Here is a 20,961-nt window from a genome sequence, read left to right on the forward strand (position 1 = left end):
TCGCTGCGGCGTTAAAGGCCCGATAACGGTCGTTACCGCCACTTGAGTGGCGCACCGGTCAGGCTCTGAAGGGTGTCGCGTGTCATGCCATCGATCATCTCACGGACAACGAAGCCCTCGTCGGCGACATCGATAACCGCAAGATCGGTGTAGATGCGACTGACGCACCTCTGAGAGGTCAATGGGTACTGGCTGCGTTCTACCAGGCGGGGAGCACCATCTCGGGTCGTGTGATTCATGGCGACCCAGACCCTCTTGGCACCCACCGCCAGGTCCATGGCACCTCCCACTGCGGGAGCCGAGTCGTTATCCGATCGCGCCCAGTTGGCAAGGTCGCCCCTTGAGGAAACCTCATAGGCCCCCAGCACGCAGAGATCCAGATGGCGACCGCGGATCATGCCGAAGCTGTCGGCGTGGTGGAAGAAAGAGCCCCCCGGCAGCAGGGTGACATGCTGTTTGCCGGCATTGATCATCCAGCGGTCGAGCTTGTCCGGCTCGGGAGCAGGACCGATACCCAGAATGCCATTCTCCGCGTGGAAGATCACTTCCCTGCCTTCGGGAACCCGGTTGGCCACGAGCGTCGGAACGCCGATGCCCAGATTGACGTACCAGCCTTCGGGGATGTCTCGAGCCACGCAGGAAGCGATGTCGGAGCGAGTTCTTGGGGTCCACTGTGTCTGCGTCATCGTCGGTAGCCTCTTATTCCTGCGGGTCGCCATAGGGGAGATGCACGATTCGGTCGACGAAGATACCGGGGGTCACGATGGCCTCCGGATCCAGCTCGCCCAACGCCTGTACGTGCTGGGCCTGTGCGATGGTGAGTCTCGCAGCGGTGGCACAAACGGGATTGAAGTTGCGACCGGCCTTGCGATAGGTGAGGTTGCCCCAGCGGTCGGCTTCCCACGCCTCGATCAGCGCGACATCACCGTGGAGTGCCTTTTCCAGGATATAGGTCTGGCCGTCGAACTCACGCACCTCCTTGTTCTCGGCAAGCTTCGTGCCGACGCCGGTGGGGGTGTAGAAGGCCGGAATCCCGGCTCCGGCCGCGCGCATCCTTTCCGCGAGTGTGCCCTGCGGGTTCAACTCGAGCTCGATCTTCCCGGCGCTGTAAAGCTCTTCGAAAACCGTGGAGCCTGCGATGCGTGGATAGCTGCAGATCAGCTTTCTTACCCTGCCTTCCTTCAACAGCCTGGCAAGCCCCACGTTGCCATAGCCCGCGTTGTTCGCCACCACGGTGAGGTTGCGCACGCCGGTCTCGAGAAGCCCTTCGATCAGCAGGTTGGCCTGTCCAACTGCGCCGAATCCGCCCAGGAGCAGCGTCCCCTCGTCGGGTACCCCCTCCAGGGCCTCGGCGATCGATGAGGTGAACTTATTTATCATTGCTTTACCGTCCTTTGCTGAAACATCCCCAAAAACATCAGGTTGGGGGAGATGAATATCTAGTCTGGCCTTGTTCGTATAGTGGACATATGTCCAAAATATCACGTGCGGGGCCTATGTCAAGCCAAAGCAAAACCGCCTGTCAAGGGAAAAGTGTGCCCGCGGAGCCACCTCGGGAGTGGCGCTTGATCAACGTCCAGCGGGTCGGCGAGCCGCGATGGGGCCACGCTCAGAGCCGTCTCCCGCGGGCAGGTGGGAGCGTAGCGTCCCCGAGCGGTTGTCCTCGGCCGCCGTGGGTCTCGGGGCCGCCCGAAAGCGGCCCCCAGGGAGGGGGAGATGCGCCCTGGAGGACGCTCTTCCACTTTAGATGTAGACGTGAGCGCCAGGCTTGACAGCCTTGCGCGAGTGGTCTTAATTTGTGGACATATGTCCGTCATACGGACTAAGTGTCTGGCTCCCGGAGTGGATCAGCCCGATTCCCAACCTGCAGGAGGCCGAGAAGGAACTGTCTAGCCATGACAAAACTTAAAGAAGCCTACGTTGTTTCTCCCGTCCGTACGCCCATCGGGAAATTTGGTGGCTCCCTCCGGCCGCTGACGGCCGACGACCTGATGGTGCGCATCGTGAACGAACTCATGGCGCGTACTGGTCTCGACGGTGCGACCCTCGATGAGGTGATCGTTTCTCAGTCCTATGCGTCGAGCGAAGCCCCCTGCCTGGGACGCTACGGCGCCTTGTCGGCAGGACTCCCCCTGGAGGTGCCCGGCTATACGCTGGATCGTCGCTGTGGTTCGGGCCTGCAGGCGGTGGTCAATGCGGCCATGTGCGTCCAGACCGGACAGGCCGATGCGGTGATGGTGGTTGGCGTCGAGAGCATGAGCAATATCGAGTACTACTCCACCGACATGCGCTGGGGCGCGCGTGCGGGCAGCGTGACCCTGCACGATCGGCTCGAGAGCGGCCGCGTTAAAGCGCAGCCCGAGGGGCGCTTCGGGTACATTTCGGGCATGCCGGAAACGGCGGACACCTTGGCCCGCGAGTACGGCATCAGCCGGGAGGAGGCCGATGCCTTTGCCGCCAGGAGTCATGCCAGGGCTCACGTGGCGTGGGAGAGCGGCCGCTTCGATGACGAGGTCTGCTCGGTCGAGGTTCCGGGACGCAAGGGCTCAAGCATCACCGTGTCGCGGGACGAGGGGATTCGTCCCGAGAGCACTCCCGAGAGCCTCGCCGGCTTGAAGGCGCTGCGCGAGGGGGGTATATGCACGGCGGGTAACTCCAGCCAGCAGAACGATGCCGCGGCCGGCTGCCTGGTCGTGTCGGGCGACTATCTTGCCAGGCATGGGCTTACCTCCATGGGGCGCCTGGTGGGGTGGAGTGCTGCAGGGGTGGACCCTGCGCGGATGGGCATCGGTCCTGTGCCGGCGACACGCAAGCTGCTCGAGAGCACCGGTCTTACGCTGGATCAGATCGATCTGATCGAGTTGAACGAGGCCTTCGCCACCCAGGCACTCGCCGTCCTCAAGGGGCTGGAGCTGGATGATCTCGAGCGTGTGAACGTGAACGGTTCGGGTATCTCCCTTGGGCATCCGATCGGTGCCACCGGCGTCAGGATCCTGACGACGCTGTTGCACGAAATGGGGCGTCGCAAGGCGCGTTACGGCCTCGCGACCATGTGTATCGGTGGCGGTCAGGGCATCGCAGCGGTGTTTGAGCGCCCATGACCATTCCAGGTTCGTATCAGGCCCCTTGGCAGCTGGACGACATCCTATCGGAGAGCCCTTTCCTGGCAAGTCTTGGCCTGCGTCTGCTCCACCTTGGCGAAGACGGCGTGCGTTTCGAGCTCGAGCAGGCCCAGCAACACCTCAACGCTGAAGGGCGGGTTCACGGTGGCGTGCTGGCGTCGCTTCTGGACGCCGCCTGCGGCTTCCCGGCCCGTGTGGTAGCGAATCACCACGACCTGGTGAGGGCTGTCACTCTGACGCTTTCCATCGAATACCTTGCGGCACCCCGGGGCCCCTTGGTTCAGGCGCGCGGCCGAATAGTGGGTGGCGGCAAGAAGATCGTCTTCGGTCGGGGAGAAGTACTCGACGCCGACGGCAACGTGGTCGCGATCGGCAGTGGCAGCTTCAAGAGACTGTTACTGCCCATGACTTCAAGCTTGGAGGAGTAATCAATGAGAGATGTCATCGTATCCGGCGTGGGTATGACCGCCTTCGGCAAGTTTTTGGATCGTAACCTGAAGTCGTTGTCCGAAGAGGCCGTCGCGCTGGCACTGAAAGATGCAGGCATCACCGCCGATCAGGTGGAGCAGGTGGTGTTCGGGAATGCAGCCGCCGGTGTCGTAACCGGTCAGGAGATGATCCGCGCGCAATCCTCACTGCGGAACACTGGTCTCGACGGCGCTCCGATGTTCAACATCGAGAACGCGTGTGCATCCAGCAGCTCCGGCTTTCATCTGGGCTGGCTGATGGTTGCAAGCGGCCAGGCAGACTGTGTGCTGGTGATGGGCAGCGAGAAACTGACCCACGAAGACAAAGCCGTCTCATTCGGAGCCTTCCAGCGCGCGGTGGATCTCGAGGAGCCCCTTCCCGAGGGCTACAAGTCCGGATCCGGATCGCTCTTCATGGACCTCTATGCCGCCAAGGCACGCAAGTGGATGGAGGCAACTGGGGGTGGCGCCGAAGATTTCGCCCGAGTGGTAGTGAAGAGTCGTCATGCTGGAAGCCTCAACCCCATCGCCCAGTTCAGAAAAGAGACCAGCATCGAGGAAGTGATGGAGAGTCGCATGATCAGCGACCCTCTGACGCTGTTCATGTGCTCATCGATCGGCGACGGAGCGGCGGCCATCGTGCTGACCTCGGAAGCCTTCGCGAATAAGCTCAGCACCCCGAAGATTCGGGTTCGCGCTTCATCGGTGGTGTCTGCCAAGGCGCATGGTGAACGTGATCTGGTAGCCGTCAGCGCCTCCAGAAAGGCCTACGAAATGGCCGGCCTTGGTCCGCAGGACCTCGACGTGGTCGAGCTGCATGATGCCTCTGCGCCGGCCGAGCTGATTCACTACGAAAACCTCGGTCTCTGTGAGCCGGGCGGTGCCATTGACCTGATCCGCTCCGGGGATACCGCGATCGGTGGACGCATCCCGGTGAATCCTAGCGGTGGCCTGCTGAGCCGAGGCCATCCCATCGGTGCGACGGGGGCCGGCCAGATAATCGAGCTGGTTCATCACCTGCGTGGTACCGCAGGCAAGCGGCAGAAAGAGGGTGCCAAGGTGGCGCTCGCAGAGAACAATGGCGGGCAGCTTGCAGGGGATTCCGCCATTGCCGTCGTTACTATCCTATCGGTTTAAGGAGCGCCACTATGTCAGATCGTATTGCTATCGTTACCGGCGGCGCCCAGGGAATCGGTCTGGGTATCAGTCGGGAATTAGTGGCACGCGGTTACCGACTCGTCGTGTGGGACAGGGATGTCGACGCACTCAAGGCCCTGCGCGTTAAACTGGATATCGATCGAGAGAGTTTCATCGGCCAGGTTGTCGATGTCACCAAGAAGGCCGAAGTAGAGAGCGCCGTTCAGGAGATCATCCAGAAATGGAAGGCGCCGGACGTGTTGGTCAACAACGCGGGGATTACCCGTGACAAACGCCTGGTTAACATGGAAGAGGAGGACTGGGATGCCGTTCTTGATGTCAACCTCAAATCACAATTCCTGTGCTGCAAGGCCGTTGTTCCGGGAATGATCGAGGCAGGAGAGGGCAGGATCATCAATATCTCTTCACGCGCTTGGCTCGGTGGATTCGGCCAAGCCAACTACTCTGCCGCTAAAGGTGGAGTGGTGAGCCTGACGCGGACACTTGCCATCGAGCTGGCACGCAAGGGCATTACAGTTAACGCGGTGGCGCCTGGCATCGTCGAAACCCCCCTGATGCAGAGCTACACCGATGAGCAGCGTCAACACCTGGAGAAGACAGTACCTGTGGGTCGCATGGGGAAGCCCGAAGATATTGCAAGAGCAGTAGCTTTTTTTGCAGATAAAGAGAACTCCTATATTACTGGGCAGTTGCTTTATGTTTGTGGCGGTCGATCACTCTCCAGTCAAAGCGTCTAGGAAGAAGATTTATGTCAGCTTATATGGTTGTTTTGGCTCGTGACGTCGTGGCTGATGGTTGGGAGGCTTATCAGTCAAAGGTCGCAGATTGTATCGCTTCATTTGGTGGTAGGTACCTAGCTCGCCGTGTTCCTGCCGAAGTGCTGGAAGGGGAGTTTCCGTACCAACGTATCACCTGTTTTATCTTCCCTGACATGAGTTCAATAAGAGACTTCTGGAGGTCGAATGAATATCAGCGCACTATCAAGCCTTTGCGGGAAGGCCTAGGTTATCTTGATATCTGGGCTGTGCCCGGAATTGAAGTGACGGATCAGGAGGTGCAAGTGTGAGTATTAATCATTGGGTCAAAGGCGAGGTAGCGATCCTCGAGATTAATGATCCGGATGCCATGAATACGCTGACACCGGACTGCCTTTTGCAATTGCGTAGTGCGCTGATTTCTCATCAAGACAACCCGGAAGTTCGTGTTATTATCCTGACTGGAGCAGGGCGTAAGGCCTTCTGTAGCGGGGCGAATCTGAAAAAAACTTTCCCGCCAGAACGTGGGTTTGCACGTAATCTTTTAATTAGCCGTGAAGCGGAGGCTGCTGACGGTGGCTATACTAGATTGCTTGATCTCAGTGACCTACAGATTTGGAAGCCAATTATTGCAGCAGTGAATGGGTATTGCCTAGGAGGGGGGTTGGAGTTAGCTCTGCAATGCGATCTGCGTGTTGCCTCTAGTACGGCGACATTTGCTCTACCCGAGGTGAAAGTTGCCAGTGTTCCAGCTGTTGGTGGGGTGCAAGCCCTTTTGCGAGCGATACCTGCTGCTCATGCCATGAAGCTTGCGCTGACCGGCGATCGTATTAGCGCTGCTGATGCCTTAAATGTCGGCCTGATTAGCGATGTATATGAGCCTGAAGCCTTGATGGATGGTGCGCTGGAAATTGCCGAACGTATCTCTAGGAATGGGCCACTAGCGGTTCAGATGGTTAAGAAGCTGGCGGTCGAGACGGCACATCTTGCACCTGCGGACTACATCGCCCAATCCAACACTGCCTGGGGGCTACTGCGCGATAGTACCGACCGTATAGAGGGGCGCACTGCCTTCGGCGAAAAGCGAAAGCCGCACTACACCGGTAATTGAGGTGTCTCCCCCTACAGGAATAGAGAGCTTTATACCATGCAGTTTGAACTCAACAGCGATCAAAGTATGCTCTCGGAGGCCGCCAAGCGACTCTCCGAGGAGACCCTGGCTCCCATCCTCGCAAGTGAGCCTGCCGACCAGCCGCTGTCGAAGCCGGTGATGCAGGAGATCTATGGCCATCTGGAGGAGTTTGGCATCACTGCCTCCCGCCTGCCCGAGGAGTTCGGTGGCTCGGGGCTTTCGATGTTGAATTACGGCCTGGCCATGGAGCAGCTGCCGCCGGTGATTGCGCTGTCCCTGCTGTCTCATGACGGATCCACGGTGCGATTCAACGCCGGGGCAGATGAATCGATTCGCGATAGCTACCTGGACGATTTTCGCAGAGGCCGAAAGATCGTCTGCACTGCCAACTCCGAACCGAATGCGGGCTCCGACTCCAATACCATTTCGACGAAGCTCGAAGTGGAAGGCGATCGTGCCTACATCACCGGATCCAAGATGTGGATTACAAATGCCTCCATTTGCGACTGCATGATCGTCTCATGCTCGACCGGGAAAGACGAGAGGGGCCGTCCCATACCACAACGGGTACTGGTTGATCTTTCCCAGTCCGAGGTAGGGCTCCGGGAAACCGCGCTGGCAGGTCTGAAGCAAGGGCACCTTTGCGAAGTGACCTTTGACCGCACCGAGGTGCCAGTGTCACACATTATCGGCTCGCCCGGTGATGCTGGAAAGTACATGACCATCGTCTGGAACGCTAATCGTCCGCTGATCGGTCTGATGACCCTCAACATAGCCAGAAGGGCGTATGACATCGCACTGCAGCACGTGCTTGAGCGTCAACAGTTCGGCGCGCCACTCGCCTCTCGCCAGCTCGTCCAGCAGGATCTCTCCGACATGGATGCGGCGATCACCAGTGCCAGACTGACCTGCCTGATGGCGTTGGCAAAGCTGGATTCCGGGGCACGCTCCAACGGAATCTCCGCAATGGCCAAGCGCCTGGCGACCGAGAATGCCGTCAAGGTGATCCACACCGCCATGCAGCTCTGCGGAGGCATGGGAGTCACCGAGGAGCTTGGCCTCGCGCAGCTGTGGGCCGATGCGCGGGTCTTCCAGGTGCCGGATGGCACGCAAGGCATCCTGGCTATGATTCATGGCCGCGACATCACTGGCACCGCCGCGTGGCGATAACCACCATTCCCACGATAAGGATAGCGCAATGAATATCCTGCACTGGTCTCCGCGCTCCCCCTATGTCCGCAAGGTCATGGTAGCGCTGCATGAGAAAGGCCTGATGGATCATGTGGAAACACGTCGAACCGTGGCGGATCCCATCCTGCCCCCGCTGCACTTCCTGCACATCAACCCCTTCGGCAAGATCCCCACGCTCGAGCGTCCGGGCCTTCTCCCGCTCTTTGACAGTCGGGTGATCCTGGAGTGGGCTGATCAGACGGGAACGAAGGGCGCCCGGCTCTTCCCGTCCGATCCCGAAGAGCGGCTTGCGACCCTGCGCTACGAGGCGATCGGCACCGGCATGATGGAGGTGGGCGTCACTCTGCTGATCGAAACAAGAATGCGCAGGAATGATCAGGTCGACGAGAGGATCGTCGAGTCCAACCAGAAGAAGTTCGAAGCGGGCCTGGATGTCCTTGAGAGTGAGGCAGAGGCTATCGTATCTCGCCCCTTCGATGCGGGTCATATAGCGATCGGCGTGGCACTCTGCTATTACGACTTCCGCTTCGGTGACCGTGACTGGAGACAGAATCGTAGCGAGTTGTCCGCATGGCATGACACCTTCTGTCAGCGCTATTCAGTGGCAGAGACAGCTTTTAGTGACGAAGTTCTCCCGACCGATTCATCTAAATAATTTATTTTTTAGTGCTCTGTATCAGAGCCGGTGTTGAGTGCCAATTGGGGCTAGCAATGTCATTATCTTTTAAGAGATGGTTGGGAAGAAAGGAGCAATCTGTCGATTTTCTCTCATCATCGATGGCCAAGCGGTTGGCCGTCACCCTCGGGGACGACGCGCCTGCCGCGGGGGACGCCCTGCCGCCCCTATGGCACTGGGCATTCTTCCAGGAACCGGTGGTGGCCTCCAGGCTCGGAGTGGATGGCCACCCTCTGACTGGAGACTTCCTCCCCCCTGTAGAGGGGCGCAACCGGATGTGGGCGGGGAGCCGCGTCAGCTTTCTACAGCCGCTTCGCGTCGAGGAGTATGCGCAGCGCCACTCGACCATCCGATTGATTGAGGAGAAGCAGGGCAAGACCGGCGACCTGCTCTTCGTCACGGTGCAGCATGAGTATCTGCAGCACGGCGTGACATGCTTAAGGGAGGAGCAAGATATCGTCTACCGGGCGCCCGCACCGCCCAAGCTGACGAGCTCCCTGCTGGTGCCCCCCATGGATTGGCAGGATCCAGTCTATCCCTCGTCCGTTATGCTGTTTCGCTACTCGGCCGCCACGTTCAACAGCCATCGCATCCATTACGACCTCCCCTATGCCACCGAGCAGGAGGGGTATCTCGGGCTGGTGGTACATGGTCCCATGATTGCGACTCTCTTGCTGCGAAGCTTCACGCAACGCTTTCCCCATCGGGTTCCAGAGTATTTCGCCTTTCGCGGAATTCGTCCGCTAATTGCTGATAAGGAGTTCCTGGTCGGTGGCGTAGAAAATGAAGACCAGAGCTGCTCACTTCTGGCATTCAATGACGATGGCCCAGCCCACCAGGCTGAGATTCAATACAAGGAGACTATCTGATGTTTACTCATGATCAAGAATCCATCAACGCCATTCGCGAAGGTGTCAGGGCACTGTGCGCGAACTTCGATGACGCCTATTGGCGCGCCGTCGACGAGCGCAAGGGCTTTCCCGAGGAGTTCGTCGATGCCCTGACCGAGGCGGGGTGGTTGGCCGCCATGATTCCTGAAGAGTATGGCGGTTCCGGCCTGGGGCTGACCGAGGCGTCCGTGATCCTGGAGGAGGTCAACCGCTGTGGCGGCAACTCCGGCACCGTGCATGGCCAGATGTACAACATGTTCACACTGCTGCGGCACGGTAGTGAGGAGCAAAAACGCAAGTATCTGCCCAAGATTGCCGCCGGCGAACTGCGTCTGCAGTCGATGGCGGTGACCGAGCCGACGACTGGCACCGATACCACCAAGATTAAGACGACGGCCGTGCGTAAGGGTGACAAGTATGTCGTCAATGGCCAGAAAGTCTGGATCTCACGCATCCAGCACTCCGACCTGATGATCCTGCTGGCGCGCACTACCCCGATCGAGGAAGTGACGCGCAAGTCCCTGGGCATGTCGATCTTCCTAGTCGACCTGCACCAGGCGATCGGCAACGGCATGAGTGTCCAGCCGATCCCGAACATGGTGAACCACGAGACCAACGAGCTGTTCTTCGACAATCTGGAGATTCCTGCCGATAGCCTGATCGGTGAAGAGGGCATGGGGTTTCGCTACATTCTCGATGGGCTCAACGCGGAACGTACGCTGATTGCCGCCGAGTGCATCGGGGATGGACGCTGGTTCATCGAGAAGGCCAGCCAGTACGCTCGTGACCGTGAGGTCTTTGGCCGGCCGATCGGCAAGAATCAAGGTGTGCAATTCCCCATCGCCCAGGCGCATATCGATGTCGAAGCTGCCGACTTGATGCGCTGGCGCGCCTGCCATGAGTACGACACCGGGGCCAACGCCGGGGCCAGTGCCAACATGGCGAAGTATCTGGCGGCGGAAGCGTCGTGGAAGGCGGCCAACGTTTGTCTGCAGACCCATGGCGGCTTCGGTTTCGCCTCCGAATATGACGTTGAACGGAAGTTTCGTGAAACGCGGCTCTATCAGGTTGCACCGATCTCAACCAACTTGATTCTCTCCTACGTGGCGGAGCATCTGTTGGAGTTGCCTCGCTCCTTCTGATCGTCGTCCTCCGCATGATGCGGTATTCGCATCATGTGGGGAGGCGGCACTGGGGGCGCGAGGGATCGACGCCCTGCGAGTCGTGATCGTTTAATCAAGCCATATTGGGGGTGCCCGTGTTTCTGGAGAGTTGCCGTTCCTACCTATTCGTGCCTGCCACGCGGCCCGACCGTATAGAAAAGGCCCTGGCGGGCGACGCCGACGCGGTCATCGTGGACCTCGAAGATGCTGTGGCCGAGGATCAAAAGGAGAGTGCGAGACGCCTGCTGCAGGGCTTCCTGGCGGCCTCCACGGGCTCCCGTGTCATCGTCCGTGTCAACGCGGGTGGCGAAGAACTGGCCCGGGATATCGAGCTCTGTGCCGAGCTGTCTGGTGTCGACGGCATCATGTTGCCCAAGGCGGAAGGTATCGACGATATCCGCAAGGTCGCCGGCCTGGGCAAGCCGGTGTGGCCGCTTATCGAGTCAGCCAGGGGCCTGCTGAGCATCAACGAGATCGCGTCCGCGCCCGAGGTGGCGGGCCTGACCTTTGGTGCCCTCGACCTGGCGGTCGACTTGAACATCGACCCGGCATCGGAGGGAGCGGCGGTTTTCTATAACCAGTGTCGCTACCGGCTCGTCGTCGCTTCTCGGGCTTGCGGTCTGCCGGCACCCGTCGAGACCGTGATTCCCGAGATACACGATGCCGGCAGGATCGAGAAAGCCGTAAGGACAGCGGCGGAGATGGGCTTCTCCGGCATGCTCTGTATCCACCCCAACCAGGTGTCGATCGTCAACAGTGCCTTCACGCCCGACCAGAGCCTCGTCGAATGGGCCGGTCGGGTCATTGAGGCAGCCAAGGTGAACTCCGGCTCGTTCCAGGTCGATGGACAGATGGTGGATGCGCCTGTCATCAATCGCGCTTCGATGATCCTCAAGCGGGCTAATCGTATTCTGTAAGGTTTTTCTTATGAAAATTATCGTCGCTGTAAAGCGGGTGATTGACTACAACGTCAAGATCCGCGTCAAGCCGGATAACTCCGACGTCGACCTCACCAACGTCAAGATGGCCATGAACCCTTTCTGCGAGATCGCCGTGGAAGAGGCGGTGCGCCTGAAGGAGCGCGGGGTCGCCACCGAGGTGGTCGCCGTGACCGTCGGCCCCAAGGCCGCCCAGGAGCAGCTGCGTACCGCCCTGGCGCTGGGCGCCGACCGCGCTATTCATGTCGAGACCGATGAGCGTGTCGAGTCGCTGGGTGCCGCCAAGGCGCTGGCCAAGCTGGTGGAAGAGGAGCAGCCGGGCCTGGTGATCCTGGGCAAGCAGGCCATCGACACCGACAATAACCAGACCGGCCAGATGCTCGCCGCCCTGACCAGGTTGCCCCAGGGCACCTTCGCCTCGGAAGTCGTCATCGACAACGACAAGGCCCAGGTCACCCGCGAAGTGGATGGCGGCCTGCAGACCATCGAACTTTCCCTGCCCGCCATCGTCACCACCGACCTGCGCCTGAACGAGCCGCGCTACGCCAAGTTGCCCGACATCATGAAGGCCAAGAAGAAGCCGATGGACGTCAAGACCCCGGCGGATCTCGGCATTTCGGTAGGCACCCGAATCAAGCTGCTCAAGGTCGAGCCGCCGGCCGAGCGCCAGGGCGGCGTCAAGGTGGGCTCCGTGGACGAGCTGGTCGACAAACTCAAGAACGAGGCGAAGGTGATTTCATGAGCATCCTGGTCCTGGCCGAACATCACGACGGCGCCCTGGCCGGCGCCACCGCCCATGCGGTCGTGGCAGCAAAGGCGATCGGTGGCGATATCGACGTGCTGGTGGCAGGCGAAGGCGTGAGTGCCATCGCCGAGGCCGCCGCGAAGCTCGACGGCGTCAGCCGGGTTCGCGTGGCCGACAACGCCGCCTACGCCCATCAGCTGGCCGAGCCCATGGCCGCCCTACTCAGAGAGCTGGCCGGCGACTACGGCCATGTGCTGGCCTGCGCCTCCACCACGGGCAAGAACGTGCTGCCGCGCCTCGCCGCGCTCCAGGACGTGGCGCAGATCTCCGAGATCATCGCGGTGGAGTCCCCGGACACCTTCAAGCGCCCGATCTACGCCGGCAACGCCATCGCCACGGTGCAGAGCGAGGACGCCCTCAAGGTGATTACCGTGCGCACTACCGGCTTCGACGCCGTCGGTGAGAGTGGTTCCGCCACCATCGAGGCGGTGGACTTCGTCGCCGACAACACCCAGTCCACCTTCATCAAGGAAGAGCTGGCCCAGTCCGATCGCCCCGAGCTGGGCGCGGCCAAGGTGGTGATCTCCGGCGGCCGCGGCATGGGCAACGGCGAGAACTTCAAGCTGCTCGACGGCATCGCCGACAAGCTGGGCGCGGCCATCGGTGCCTCCCGCGCCGCGGTGGACGCCGGCTTCGTGCCCAACGACATGCAGGTGGGTCAGACCGGCAAGATCGTCGCCCCGGACCTCTACATCGCAGTGGGCATCAGTGGTGCCATCCAGCACCTGGCCGGCATGAAGGACTCCAAGGTGATCGTTGCCATCAACAAGGATGAGGAGGCGCCGATCTTCCAAGTGGCCGATTATGGCCTGGTCGCCGACCTCTTCGAGGCCCTGCCGGAGCTCGAGCAGAAGCTGTAAGGGCGGGTTTGATTCAGTAGAAGTTTCTCCGATTGTCGGCGGTGATGGCACATGCCGTTGCCGTCGGCTTTTTTCTTCAACAGGGGCAAAACATGGCGTCAGAAAGCGAACGTGAATCCATGGACTTCGATGTCGTCATCGTCGGCGCGGGCCCTTCCGGGCTGGCCTCGGCGTGCCGGCTGATGCAGCAGGCAAGCGAGGCAGAACAGGAGCTTTCCGTGTGCGTGGTGGAGAAGGGCTCCGAGGTTGGCGCCCATATCCTCTCGGGTGCCATCTTCGAGCCCCGGGCCCTGCAGGAACTGTTCCCCGACTGGGAGGAGCGTGGCGCGCCGCTGACCACCCCGGCGACCCGCGACGAGCTCTACCTGCTCAAGGATGCCGAAAAGGCCCAGAAGCTGCCCAACGCCCTGGTGCCCAAGTCCATGCATAACACCGACGGCCAGACCGATGGTGGAGAGCGCACTCGCTATGTGATCAGCGCCGGCAACCTGTGCCGCTGGCTGGCCGAGCAGGCCGAGGGGCTGGGCGTGGAGATCTTTCCCGGCTTCGCCGCCCAGGAGACGATCGTCGAAGAGGGCGTGGTCAAGGGCATCCTGATCGGCGACATGGGCGTGGGCGCCGACGGTCAACCCAAGGACAGCTACATGCCGGGCATGGAACTGCGCGCCAAGTACACCCTGTTCGCCGAGGGCGCCCGCGGCCACCTGGGCAAGCGGCTGATCCAGGACTACGACCTCGACGCCGGCAAGGACCCCCAGCACTACGGCATCGGCCTGAAGGAGCTGTGGGATATCCCCGCCGAGCAGCACGACCCCGGCCTGGTGCTGCACGGCTCCGGCTGGCCGCTGGACAAGCACACCCACGGCGGCTGGTTCCTCTACCACGCCGAGAATCAGCAGGTGGTGGTCGGCCTGATCATGGACCTCTCCTACCAGAACCCCTGGCTATCGCCCTTCGACGAGTTCCAGCGCATGAAGCACCACCCGGTGCTCAAGCAGCACCTGGAAGGCGGCAAGCGCATCGCCTACGGCGCCCGGGCCATCACCAAGGGGGGGCTCAACTGCCTGCCGAAGATGACCTTCCCCGGTGGCCTCTTGATCGGCTGCGACGCCGGCACGCTGAACTTCGCCAAGATCAAGGGCCTGCATACCGCCATGAAGTCCGGCCTGGTGGCCGCCGAGGCGGTGTTCGAGGCGGTGGCCAAGGGCGACGAGGGTGGCCAGGAGCTGACCGCCTTCACCGAGCTGTGGGAGGCGAGCTGGGCCTATGCCGAGCTCAAGGAGAGCGCGAGCTTCGGGCCGGCGATCCACAAATACGGCACCGTGGGCGGCGGCGCCTACAACTTCGTCAACCAGCTGCTCGGCGGCAAGCTGCCCAACGTCCACGACACCACCGCGGACCATGCCCGGCTCAAGCCGGCCAGCGAGTGCGAGAAGATCGACTACCCCAAGCCCGACGGCAAGCTCTCCTTCGACAAGCTCTCCTCGGTGTTCCTGTCGAACACCAACCACGAGGAGGACCAGCCCTCCCATCTGCGCCTGACGGACCCCGAGCTGCCGATCCGCGACAACCTGCCCGAGTATGCCGAGCCGGCCCAGCGCTACTGCCCGGCGGGGGTCTACGAGGTGATCGAAGGCGACGACGGCAAGCCGCAGTTCCAGATCAACTTCCAGAACTGCGTGCACTGCAAGACCTGCGATATCAAGGACCCGGCCCAGAACATCACCTGGGTGGCGCCGGAAGGCGGCGGCGGGCCCAACTATCCCAATATGTGAACATCTATGTTTCTTGTATGGAGCGTGACATGACTGACGTATTCCTCTGCCATCCGCAGCGCAGCGCCGTGGGCCGCTTCGGCGGCACCCTGGCAAGCGTGCGCCCCGACGATATGGCGGCGACTATCTTCAAGGCGGTGCTGGCGGAAGCGCCGGATCTCGATCCGGCGGCCATCGAAGAGGTCTTTATGGGCTGTGCCAACCAGGCCGGCGAGGATAACCGCAACGTGGCGCGCATGTCGGCGCTGCTGGCGGGCCTGCCGACCTCAATCCCCGGCACCACCATGAACCGCCTGTGCGGTTCCGGCATGGACGCGGTGGGCACCGCCTTTCGCGCCATCAAGGCCGGCGAGATGGACCTGGCACTGGCCGGCGGCGTGGAGTCCATGTCCCGTGCGCCCTACGTGATGGGCAAGGCCGACAGTGCCTTCTCCCGCGGCCAGAAGATCGAAGACACCACCATCGGCTGGCGCTTCATCAACCCGCTGATGAAGAAGGCCTACGGCGTCGAGGCCATGCCCGAGACCGCCGAGAACGTGGCCGAGCAGTTCGTCATCTCCCGGGAGGATCAGGACGCCTTCGCCCTGCGCTCCCAGCAGAAGGCCGCCGCGGCGCAAGAGGCCGGTCGCTTCGCGCTGGAGATCACCTCCATCGAGATCCCGCGGCGCAAGCAGGAGCCGCTGGTCTTCGACCGGGACGAGCACCCGCGCGCGACCACCCTCAAGAAGCTTGCCGGCCTGCCGGCCCCCTTCCGCGAGGGCGGCAGCGTCACTGCCGGCAATGCCTCGGGCGTCAACGACGGCGCCGCCGCCATGCTGGTGGCCAGCCAGGCCGCGGTGGAGAAACACGGCCTCACGCCCATGGCGAAGATCCTCGGCATGGCCACCGCCGGCGTCGAGCCGCGCATCATGGGCGTCGGCCCGGTACCGGCGGTGCGCAAGCTGCTCGAGCGCACCGGGGTGTCGATGGATGAGATCGACATTTTCGAGTTCAACGAGGCCTTTGCCGCCCAGGCGCTGGCCTGCATGCGCGACCTGGGCCTGGCGGACGACGACCCGCGGGTCAACCCCAACGGCGGCGCTATTGCACTCGGTCATCCGCTGGGCATGTCCGGCGCGCGCCTGCTGCTCACTGCGGCGCATGAGCTGCAGCAGAGCGGCAAGCGCTACGCCCTATGCACCATGTGCGTGGGCGTGGGCCAGGGCATCGCGACCCTGATCGAGCGGGTATAAAGCGCAATCGGTCATTGTTAAGAGTTTACTGCTCGCACTAAGACTTCAAAGTGAGAATGCCATGCCGAACCACCTGATCATCGAGGGGCCCGAGCGGGGAGTGCTGCGCATCACTCTGCATCGCCCGGAAGCGCTGAAGGCCCTCAACACCGCCCTGCTGGAAGAGCTGGCCCCAGAACTGCGTGCACTGCAAGACCTGCGACATCAAGGACCCGGCCCAGAACATCACCTGGGTGGCGCCGGAGGGCGGCGGCGGGCCGAACTATCCGAACATGTAATAGCTGTCGCTGGCTTGTTTTAATTTGGGAGAGTGAAGGCTTATGCAGGATTTCGCGCTGCTGGAGGAAGGTCTGGCCCTGATGGCCCTTGGTATGGGGTTTGTTTTTGTTTTTCTTACCGTTCTGGTGATCGTGACCACCCTGATGTCGCTGGTGCTCGGGCGCTTCGCTCCCGAGCCGGCCAAGCCCGCCGCCGGTGCGCCCCGCCCGCCGGCACCGGCCCGGCAGGATGACGCGCTGATGGCGGTGATCGGTGCCGCCCTGCATCGCTATCGCCAGCGCCACCGTCGCTGAGGCCGGCCGCCCCCCCTTTCCCGACACCCCCTTCACTATTACGACAAGGTCACGACCATGACTGACAACGCTCGCCCGCTGGGCATTACCGATGTGGTCCTGCGCGACGCGCACCAGTCGCTGTTCGCCACCCGCCTGCGCCTGGATGACATGCTGCCCATCGCCGAGAAACTCGACCGCGTCGGCTTCTGGTCGCTCGAATCCTGGGGTGGGGCCACCTTCGACGCCTGTATCCGCTACCTGGGCGAGGATCCCTGGGAGCGGATACGGGCGTTGAAGGCGGCCATGCCCAATACCCCCCAGCAGATGCTGCTGCGCGGCCAGAACCTGCTCGGCTACCGCCACTACGGCGACGACGTGGTGGACAAGTTCGTCGAGCGCGCCAAGACCAACGGCGTCGATGTATTCCGCGTCTTCGATGCCATGAACGACCCGCGCAACCTGGAGCGCGCCATCCAGGCGGTGCGCAACGTCGAGGGCCACGCCCAGGGCACCCTCTCCTACACGGTGAGCCCGGTGCACACCCTGGACGGCTGGGTCGAGCTCGGCAAGACCATCGCCGCCATGGGCGCCGACTCCCTGTGCATCAAGGACATGGCCGGCCTGCTCAAACCCTATGACGCCTTTGAGCTGGTCAGCAAGCTCAAGTCCGCGGTGGACATCCCCATCCACATGCAGTGCCACGCCACCACCGGCATGTCCACCGCCACCGCCCTCAAGGCCGCCGAGGCCGGCATCGACAACGTCGACACCGCCATCTCCTCGATGTCGATGACCTACGGCCACAGCCCCACCGAGTCGGTGGTGGCCATCCTCCAGGGCACCGAGCGCGACACCGGCCTGGACCTCGAGCTGCTCGAGGAGATCGCCGCCTACTTCCGCGAGGTGCGCAAGAAGTACGCGGCCTTCGAGGGCTCGCTGAAGGGCATCGACTCGCGCATCCTGATCGCCCAGGTGCCGGGCGGCATGCTCACCAACATGGAGGGCCAGCTCAAGGAGCAGGGCGCCGGCGACAGGCTCGACGACGTGCTTAAAGAAATTCCCAAGGTACGGGAAGATCTAGGCTTTATCCCGCTGGTCACGCCCACCTCGCAGATCGTCGGCACCCAGGCGGTGATGAACGTGATGATGGGGGAGCGCTACACGTCGATCTCCAAGGAGGTCCAGGCGCTGCTCAAGGGCGAGTATGGCGCCGCGCCGGCCCCGTTCAACAAGGAGCTGCAGGCCCGGGTGCTGGAGGGCGGTGAGCCCATCACCTGTCGACCCGCCGACCGGCTCGAGCCCGAGATGGACACCCTCGCCGCCGAGCTCAAGCAGAAGGCCAAGGCCGACGGCATCCGCCTGGCCGAGGGCGAGCGCGAGATCGATGACGTGCTCACCTATGCCCTCTTCCCGCAGATCGGCCTGAAGTTCCTCAAGCACCGCGACAACCCGGACGCCTTCGAGCCTGCGCCCCAGGCCCCTGAGACAGGCGCCCCGGAAAACGGCAATGGCCAGGCCAAGCTGCCGGCGAAGGCAGAGGCCAAGGTACCCGCTGCTGCCCCGGCCGGCCCCGAGACCTACACCGTCACCGTCAACGGCAAGGCCTACGTGGTCGAGGTCGCCGAGGGCGGCGAGATCGCCGATGTCCAGGCCCAGGACGGCGGGTCCCAGCCGGCGGCTGCCGCCGAGGCGCCGGCCGCCACCGGCGAGGCGATCAGCGCGCCGCTGGCCGGCAACATCTTCAAGGTCAACGTGCGCCCGGGCGACGCGGTCAAGGAGGGTGACGTGGTGATCATCCTCGAGGCCATGAAGATGGAGACCGAGGTTCGCGCCGCGAGCGCCGGTACCGTCTCTGCGGTCAAGGTCGGCGAGGGCGACAGTGTCGCCGTCGGTGACGTCCTCATCGAGCTCTGAGGGGCCTTCCCATGGAAAAGTTGGTAACCCTCTGGTACGGCTCGGGCGCCTATAACCTGACCCCGGGCCAGGCCGTGATGATCCTGGTCGGGCTGGGGCTGCTGTACCTGGCCATCGCCAAGAAGTTCGAGCCGCTGCTGCTGGTGCCGATCGGCTTCGCCGGCGTCCTGGCCAATATCCCCGAGGCGGGCCTGGCGATCTCGGCGCTGGACCAGGCCATCGAGGTGGCTCGCCCCGCGGTGCTCCAGCAGATGGCCTCGGCGCTGGGGGCGACCCTGGACCCGCTGGCCGGCCAGGAGGCGTGGCGGGCCACCCTCAAGGCGCTGGTCGACAACGGCGCCTCGCCGGACCAGCTGCGCGCCGCCAAGGACGTGGCGATGAACGTCGGCTACGGTGACGGCCTGCTCTATACCTTCTATGCGATGGCCGTGGCGTCGGGGGTCGCGCCGCTGATCATCTTCATGGGCGTGGGCGCGATGACCGACTTCGGGCCGCTGCTGGCCAATCCGCGCACCCTCTTCCTGGGTGCCGCCGCGCAGTTCGGCATCTTCGCGACCCTGTTCGGGGCGGTGGGCCTGTCGGCGATGGGCTGGATGGACTTCACCCTGGAGCAGGCCGCCGCCATCGGCATCATCGGCGGTGCCGACGGGCCCACCTCGATCTACGTGTCGAGCATGCTGGCCCCGGAGCTGTTGGGGGCGATCGCCGTGGCCGCCTACGCCTACATGGCGCTGGTGCCGATGATCCAGCCGCCGATCATGCGGCTGCTGACCAGCAAGAAGGAGCGCGAGATCACCATGACCCAGCTGCGCCCAGTGTCGAAGCTCGAGAAGATCGTCTTCCCGCTGGCCCTGCTGGTGCTGGTGGCGCTGTTCCTGCCGGATGCCGCGCCGCTGCTGGGGATGTTCTGCTTCGGCAACCTGATGCGCGAGTGTGGCGTGGTCGAGCGGCTGACCGACACCGCCCAGAATGCCCTGATCAATATCGTCACCATCGTGCTGGGCCTGGCCGTGGGCTCCAAGCTGATGGCCGAGAGCTTCCTGGCCCTGGAGACGCTCGGCATCATGGCGCTGGGCATGGTGGCCTTCGCCATCGGCACCGCCGCCGGCATCCTCATGGCCAAGCTGATGAACGTGATGAGCAAGATGCCGATCAACCCGCTGATCGGTGCCGCCGGGGTCTCCGCGGTGCCCATGGCAGCCAGGGTGGCCAACAAGGTCGGCCTGGAGTCCAACCCGCACAACTTCCTGCTGATGCACGCCATGGGGCCCAACGTGGCCGGCGTGATCGGCTCGGCGGTGGCCGCGGGGGTGATGATCAAATACTTGGGGTAAATAAATAAGGAGGTCAAAAAGGATCTTTATTCTTGTGTTATTGTGCAGGTTGTTTTTAATTATTTTTTATTTATGAGGAGTCAGTTATGAGGTGGTTTGAAGGTAAGGGAGGCAGTCTGAGGTATGAAGTCCGATATGGTCAAGGTCCTTATTTGGTCCTAATTCATGAGATGGGTGGCTCCATTGAGAGCTGGGACCAAGTGATTGCTCATCTCCCCCCTAGTCAAGGGGTGGTTGTTCCCGAAATGAGAGGTATGGGCTTTTCGGAAAAAATTAAAGAAACACCCAGGTTTTCCGATATCGCTGGCGATGTTGTGTCGCTACTTGATTACCTTGGTATTTACGATCCCGTTGTGATTTCTGGTTGTGCGGTTGGTGGTGGGGTTGCTGTCCGGTTTGCTCTGAACTATCCAAAGAGAACAGCGGCACTTGCCCCTTTGGGCCCTGCGATGGATGTGGCCGATACGGCTCGCATTGGTGTACTTGCGCTGGCTGATCGCATGGAGGTGGAGGGAATGCGCGCGGTGGAGCCCTTGCTCTTGGATCGAACCTACCCCCAGCTTTATCGTGACCGTAACCCTGGGCATTTTTCTTTGGTTCGTGGGCGCTGGTACGCTAATGATCCCGTTTCTTTTTCTCATTTCTTTCGTATGCTGGTATCCACAAATCTTGTTCCTGAATTGAGTGCGTTATCTTGTCCAGTATTTTTTGGCGCAGGCATACAAGATAGCTTTCGTCCTCCTGAATATGTAAGGAATGTGGCGCAGTATGTCTGTGGTGCCAAAGTCGTCGAAATTGATGCTGGGCACCATATCGCGGACCATGCGCCATGTGCCGTCGCAAAACTCTTGACAGATCTTGTGGAAAAGATTTCTTAAGCTTGACTGGCTACCGGGGCCTTTGTCTGAAAGGTCTGCTTGTAGGCACGCTATGGCCCTGAGCTGCTAGCCAGCTTATCGTAGCGTGTGCAGGCCCAGTTTGGCCCTATCATCCAG

Annotated in this window: 21 protein-coding genes and 1 pseudogene; 20 read left to right on the forward strand and 2 right to left on the reverse strand. The window is 61.9% G+C overall.

Features of this window, described 5'->3' with window-relative positions:
* Window positions 1-32: 32 nt before the first annotated feature.
* Together ACM26W_RS01695 and ACM26W_RS01700 are read right to left on the reverse strand one after the other, a co-directional pair.
* Entirely contained in the window at window positions 33-686 is a 654-nt protein-coding gene (locus ACM26W_RS01695) for a 3-oxoacid CoA-transferase subunit B (protein ID WP_416139153.1), read from the reverse strand.
* A 13-nt stretch (window positions 687-699) separates the two neighbouring features.
* Window positions 700-1,380, reverse strand: coding sequence for a 3-oxoacid CoA-transferase subunit A (locus tag ACM26W_RS01700; protein WP_416139154.1), 681 nt, complete (start codon window positions 1,378-1,380; stop codon window positions 700-702).
* 515 nt (window positions 1,381-1,895) lie between these two features.
* On the opposite strand from ACM26W_RS01700, the gene ACM26W_RS01705 reads away from it, so the two are divergent.
* The 20 genes and pseudogenes from ACM26W_RS01705 (at window position 1,896) to ACM26W_RS01800 (ending at window position 20,844) form a co-directional block, all read left to right on the forward strand.
* Window positions 1,896-3,101: an acetyl-CoA C-acetyltransferase gene (locus ACM26W_RS01705; RefSeq protein ID WP_416139155.1), complete on the forward strand. Its 1,206-nt coding sequence runs from the start codon at window positions 1,896-1,898 to the stop codon at window positions 3,099-3,101.
* On the forward strand, window positions 3,098-3,550 hold the full coding sequence (locus tag ACM26W_RS01710; protein ID WP_416139156.1) for a PaaI family thioesterase: 453 nt from the start codon (window positions 3,098-3,100) through the stop codon (window positions 3,548-3,550). Before ACM26W_RS01705 ends, ACM26W_RS01710 begins: the two co-directional genes overlap by 4 nt.
* Before the next feature lie 3 nt (window positions 3,551-3,553).
* A complete protein-coding gene (locus tag ACM26W_RS01715; protein WP_416139157.1) occupies window positions 3,554-4,726 on the forward strand; it encodes a thiolase family protein in 1,173 nt (390 codons plus the stop codon).
* 11 nt (window positions 4,727-4,737) lie between these two features.
* The gene (locus tag ACM26W_RS01720; RefSeq protein ID WP_416139158.1) at window positions 4,738-5,484 is read left to right on the forward strand and encodes an SDR family oxidoreductase; all 747 of its coding nucleotides are present in this window, start codon (window positions 4,738-4,740) and stop codon (window positions 5,482-5,484) included.
* 11 nt (window positions 5,485-5,495) lie between these two features.
* Window positions 5,496-5,813 (forward strand): DUF1330 domain-containing protein, encoded by a 318-nt coding sequence (locus ACM26W_RS01725; RefSeq protein WP_416139159.1) that lies wholly within the window; start codon window positions 5,496-5,498, stop codon window positions 5,811-5,813.
* Window positions 5,810-6,613 carry an enoyl-CoA hydratase/isomerase family protein gene (locus ACM26W_RS01730; protein WP_416139160.1) on the forward strand — a complete coding sequence of 268 codons (804 nt, stop codon included), beginning with the start codon at window positions 5,810-5,812 and terminating at the stop codon, window positions 6,611-6,613. Before ACM26W_RS01725 ends, ACM26W_RS01730 begins: the two co-directional genes overlap by 4 nt.
* Before the next feature lie 36 nt (window positions 6,614-6,649).
* The gene (locus tag ACM26W_RS01735; protein WP_416139161.1) at window positions 6,650-7,804 is read left to right on the forward strand and encodes an acyl-CoA dehydrogenase family protein; all 1,155 of its coding nucleotides are present in this window, start codon (window positions 6,650-6,652) and stop codon (window positions 7,802-7,804) included.
* Window positions 7,805-7,832: 28 nt separating this feature from the next.
* Window positions 7,833-8,480, forward strand: a complete 648-nt coding sequence (locus ACM26W_RS01740) for a glutathione S-transferase family protein (RefSeq protein ID WP_416139162.1) — start codon at window positions 7,833-7,835, stop codon at window positions 8,478-8,480.
* 56 nt (window positions 8,481-8,536) lie between these two features.
* The gene (locus ACM26W_RS01745; RefSeq protein ID WP_416139163.1) at window positions 8,537-9,370 is read left to right on the forward strand and encodes an FAS1-like dehydratase domain-containing protein; all 834 of its coding nucleotides are present in this window, start codon (window positions 8,537-8,539) and stop codon (window positions 9,368-9,370) included.
* On the forward strand, window positions 9,370-10,533 hold the full coding sequence (locus ACM26W_RS01750) for an acyl-CoA dehydrogenase family protein (protein ID WP_416139164.1): 1,164 nt from the start codon (window positions 9,370-9,372) through the stop codon (window positions 10,531-10,533). Before ACM26W_RS01745 ends, ACM26W_RS01750 begins: the two co-directional genes overlap by 1 nt.
* A 116-nt stretch (window positions 10,534-10,649) precedes the next feature.
* Entirely contained in the window at window positions 10,650-11,471 is an 822-nt protein-coding gene (locus ACM26W_RS01755; RefSeq protein WP_416139165.1) for an HpcH/HpaI aldolase/citrate lyase family protein, read from the forward strand.
* Between the two features lie 10 nt (window positions 11,472-11,481).
* On the forward strand, window positions 11,482-12,234 hold the full coding sequence (locus tag ACM26W_RS01760) for an electron transfer flavoprotein subunit beta/FixA family protein (RefSeq protein ID WP_416139166.1): 753 nt from the start codon (window positions 11,482-11,484) through the stop codon (window positions 12,232-12,234).
* A complete protein-coding gene (locus ACM26W_RS01765; protein ID WP_416139167.1) occupies window positions 12,231-13,157 on the forward strand; it encodes an electron transfer flavoprotein subunit alpha/FixB family protein in 927 nt (308 codons plus the stop codon). The genes ACM26W_RS01760 and ACM26W_RS01765 overlap by 4 nt, the downstream gene beginning before the upstream one ends.
* 92 nt (window positions 13,158-13,249) lie before the next feature.
* Window positions 13,250-14,932: an electron transfer flavoprotein-ubiquinone oxidoreductase gene (locus ACM26W_RS01770; protein ID WP_416139168.1), complete on the forward strand. Its 1,683-nt coding sequence runs from the start codon at window positions 13,250-13,252 to the stop codon at window positions 14,930-14,932.
* 29 nt (window positions 14,933-14,961) lie between these two features.
* Window positions 14,962-16,164, forward strand: a complete 1,203-nt coding sequence (gene pcaF, locus ACM26W_RS01775) for a 3-oxoadipyl-CoA thiolase (protein ID WP_416139169.1) — start codon at window positions 14,962-14,964, stop codon at window positions 16,162-16,164.
* A 173-nt stretch (window positions 16,165-16,337) separates the two neighbouring features.
* Window positions 16,338-16,442, forward strand: a pseudogene (locus ACM26W_RS01780) (4Fe-4S dicluster domain-containing protein); the annotation flags it as partial.
* A 42-nt stretch (window positions 16,443-16,484) separates the two neighbouring features.
* Window positions 16,485-16,736 carry an OadG family protein gene (locus ACM26W_RS01785; RefSeq protein ID WP_416139170.1) on the forward strand — a complete coding sequence of 84 codons (252 nt, stop codon included), beginning with the start codon at window positions 16,485-16,487 and terminating at the stop codon, window positions 16,734-16,736.
* Between the two features lie 57 nt (window positions 16,737-16,793).
* Window positions 16,794-18,632: a sodium-extruding oxaloacetate decarboxylase subunit alpha gene (gene oadA / locus ACM26W_RS01790; RefSeq protein WP_416139171.1), complete on the forward strand. Its 1,839-nt coding sequence runs from the start codon at window positions 16,794-16,796 to the stop codon at window positions 18,630-18,632.
* An 11-nt stretch (window positions 18,633-18,643) separates the two neighbouring features.
* Window positions 18,644-19,966: a sodium ion-translocating decarboxylase subunit beta gene (locus tag ACM26W_RS01795; protein WP_416139172.1), complete on the forward strand. Its 1,323-nt coding sequence runs from the start codon at window positions 18,644-18,646 to the stop codon at window positions 19,964-19,966.
* A gap of 86 nt (window positions 19,967-20,052) precedes the next feature.
* Window positions 20,053-20,844 (forward strand): alpha/beta fold hydrolase, encoded by a 792-nt coding sequence (locus tag ACM26W_RS01800; protein ID WP_416139173.1) that lies wholly within the window; start codon window positions 20,053-20,055, stop codon window positions 20,842-20,844.
* The last annotated feature ends 117 nt before the right edge of the window (window positions 20,845-20,961 follow it).

It is taken from the genome of Halomonas sp. HK25 (genome assembly GCF_047795635.1).
Classification (GTDB): Bacteria; Pseudomonadota; Gammaproteobacteria; order Pseudomonadales; family Halomonadaceae; genus Halomonas.

What these genes read in the sequence shown, in the direction of transcription:
- oadA (WP_416139171.1), top strand. Translation starts at nt 16,794, where the DNA reads ATGACTGACAACGCTCGCCCGCTGGGCATTACCGATGTGGTCCTGCGC.
- ACM26W_RS01725 (WP_416139159.1), top strand. Translation starts at nt 5,496, where the DNA reads ATGTCAGCTTATATGGTTGTTTTGGCTCGTGACGTCGTGGCTGATGGT.
- pcaF (WP_416139169.1), top strand. Translation starts at nt 14,962, where the DNA reads ATGACTGACGTATTCCTCTGCCATCCGCAGCGCAGCGCCGTGGGCCGC.
- ACM26W_RS01700 (WP_416139154.1), bottom strand. Translation starts at nt 1,380, where the DNA reads ATGATAAATAAGTTCACCTCATCGATCGCCGAGGCCCTGGAGGGGGTA.
- ACM26W_RS01760 (WP_416139166.1), top strand. Translation starts at nt 11,482, where the DNA reads ATGAAAATTATCGTCGCTGTAAAGCGGGTGATTGACTACAACGTCAAG.
- ACM26W_RS01715 (WP_416139157.1), top strand. Translation starts at nt 3,554, where the DNA reads ATGAGAGATGTCATCGTATCCGGCGTGGGTATGACCGCCTTCGGCAAG.
- ACM26W_RS01770 (WP_416139168.1), top strand. Translation starts at nt 13,250, where the DNA reads ATGGCGTCAGAAAGCGAACGTGAATCCATGGACTTCGATGTCGTCATC.
- ACM26W_RS01745 (WP_416139163.1), top strand. Translation starts at nt 8,537, where the DNA reads ATGTCATTATCTTTTAAGAGATGGTTGGGAAGAAAGGAGCAATCTGTC.
- ACM26W_RS01800 (WP_416139173.1), top strand. Translation starts at nt 20,053, where the DNA reads ATGAGGTGGTTTGAAGGTAAGGGAGGCAGTCTGAGGTATGAAGTCCGA.
- ACM26W_RS01710 (WP_416139156.1), top strand. Translation starts at nt 3,098, where the DNA reads ATGACCATTCCAGGTTCGTATCAGGCCCCTTGGCAGCTGGACGACATC.
- ACM26W_RS01795 (WP_416139172.1), top strand. Translation starts at nt 18,644, where the DNA reads ATGGAAAAGTTGGTAACCCTCTGGTACGGCTCGGGCGCCTATAACCTG.
- ACM26W_RS01750 (WP_416139164.1), top strand. Translation starts at nt 9,370, where the DNA reads ATGTTTACTCATGATCAAGAATCCATCAACGCCATTCGCGAAGGTGTC.
- ACM26W_RS01785 (WP_416139170.1), top strand. Translation starts at nt 16,485, where the DNA reads ATGCAGGATTTCGCGCTGCTGGAGGAAGGTCTGGCCCTGATGGCCCTT.
- ACM26W_RS01720 (WP_416139158.1), top strand. Translation starts at nt 4,738, where the DNA reads ATGTCAGATCGTATTGCTATCGTTACCGGCGGCGCCCAGGGAATCGGT.
- ACM26W_RS01695 (WP_416139153.1), bottom strand. Translation starts at nt 686, where the DNA reads ATGACGCAGACACAGTGGACCCCAAGAACTCGCTCCGACATCGCTTCC.
- ACM26W_RS01705 (WP_416139155.1), top strand. Translation starts at nt 1,896, where the DNA reads ATGACAAAACTTAAAGAAGCCTACGTTGTTTCTCCCGTCCGTACGCCC.
- ACM26W_RS01740 (WP_416139162.1), top strand. Translation starts at nt 7,833, where the DNA reads ATGAATATCCTGCACTGGTCTCCGCGCTCCCCCTATGTCCGCAAGGTC.
- ACM26W_RS01765 (WP_416139167.1), top strand. Translation starts at nt 12,231, where the DNA reads ATGAGCATCCTGGTCCTGGCCGAACATCACGACGGCGCCCTGGCCGGC.
- ACM26W_RS01735 (WP_416139161.1), top strand. Translation starts at nt 6,650, where the DNA reads ATGCAGTTTGAACTCAACAGCGATCAAAGTATGCTCTCGGAGGCCGCC.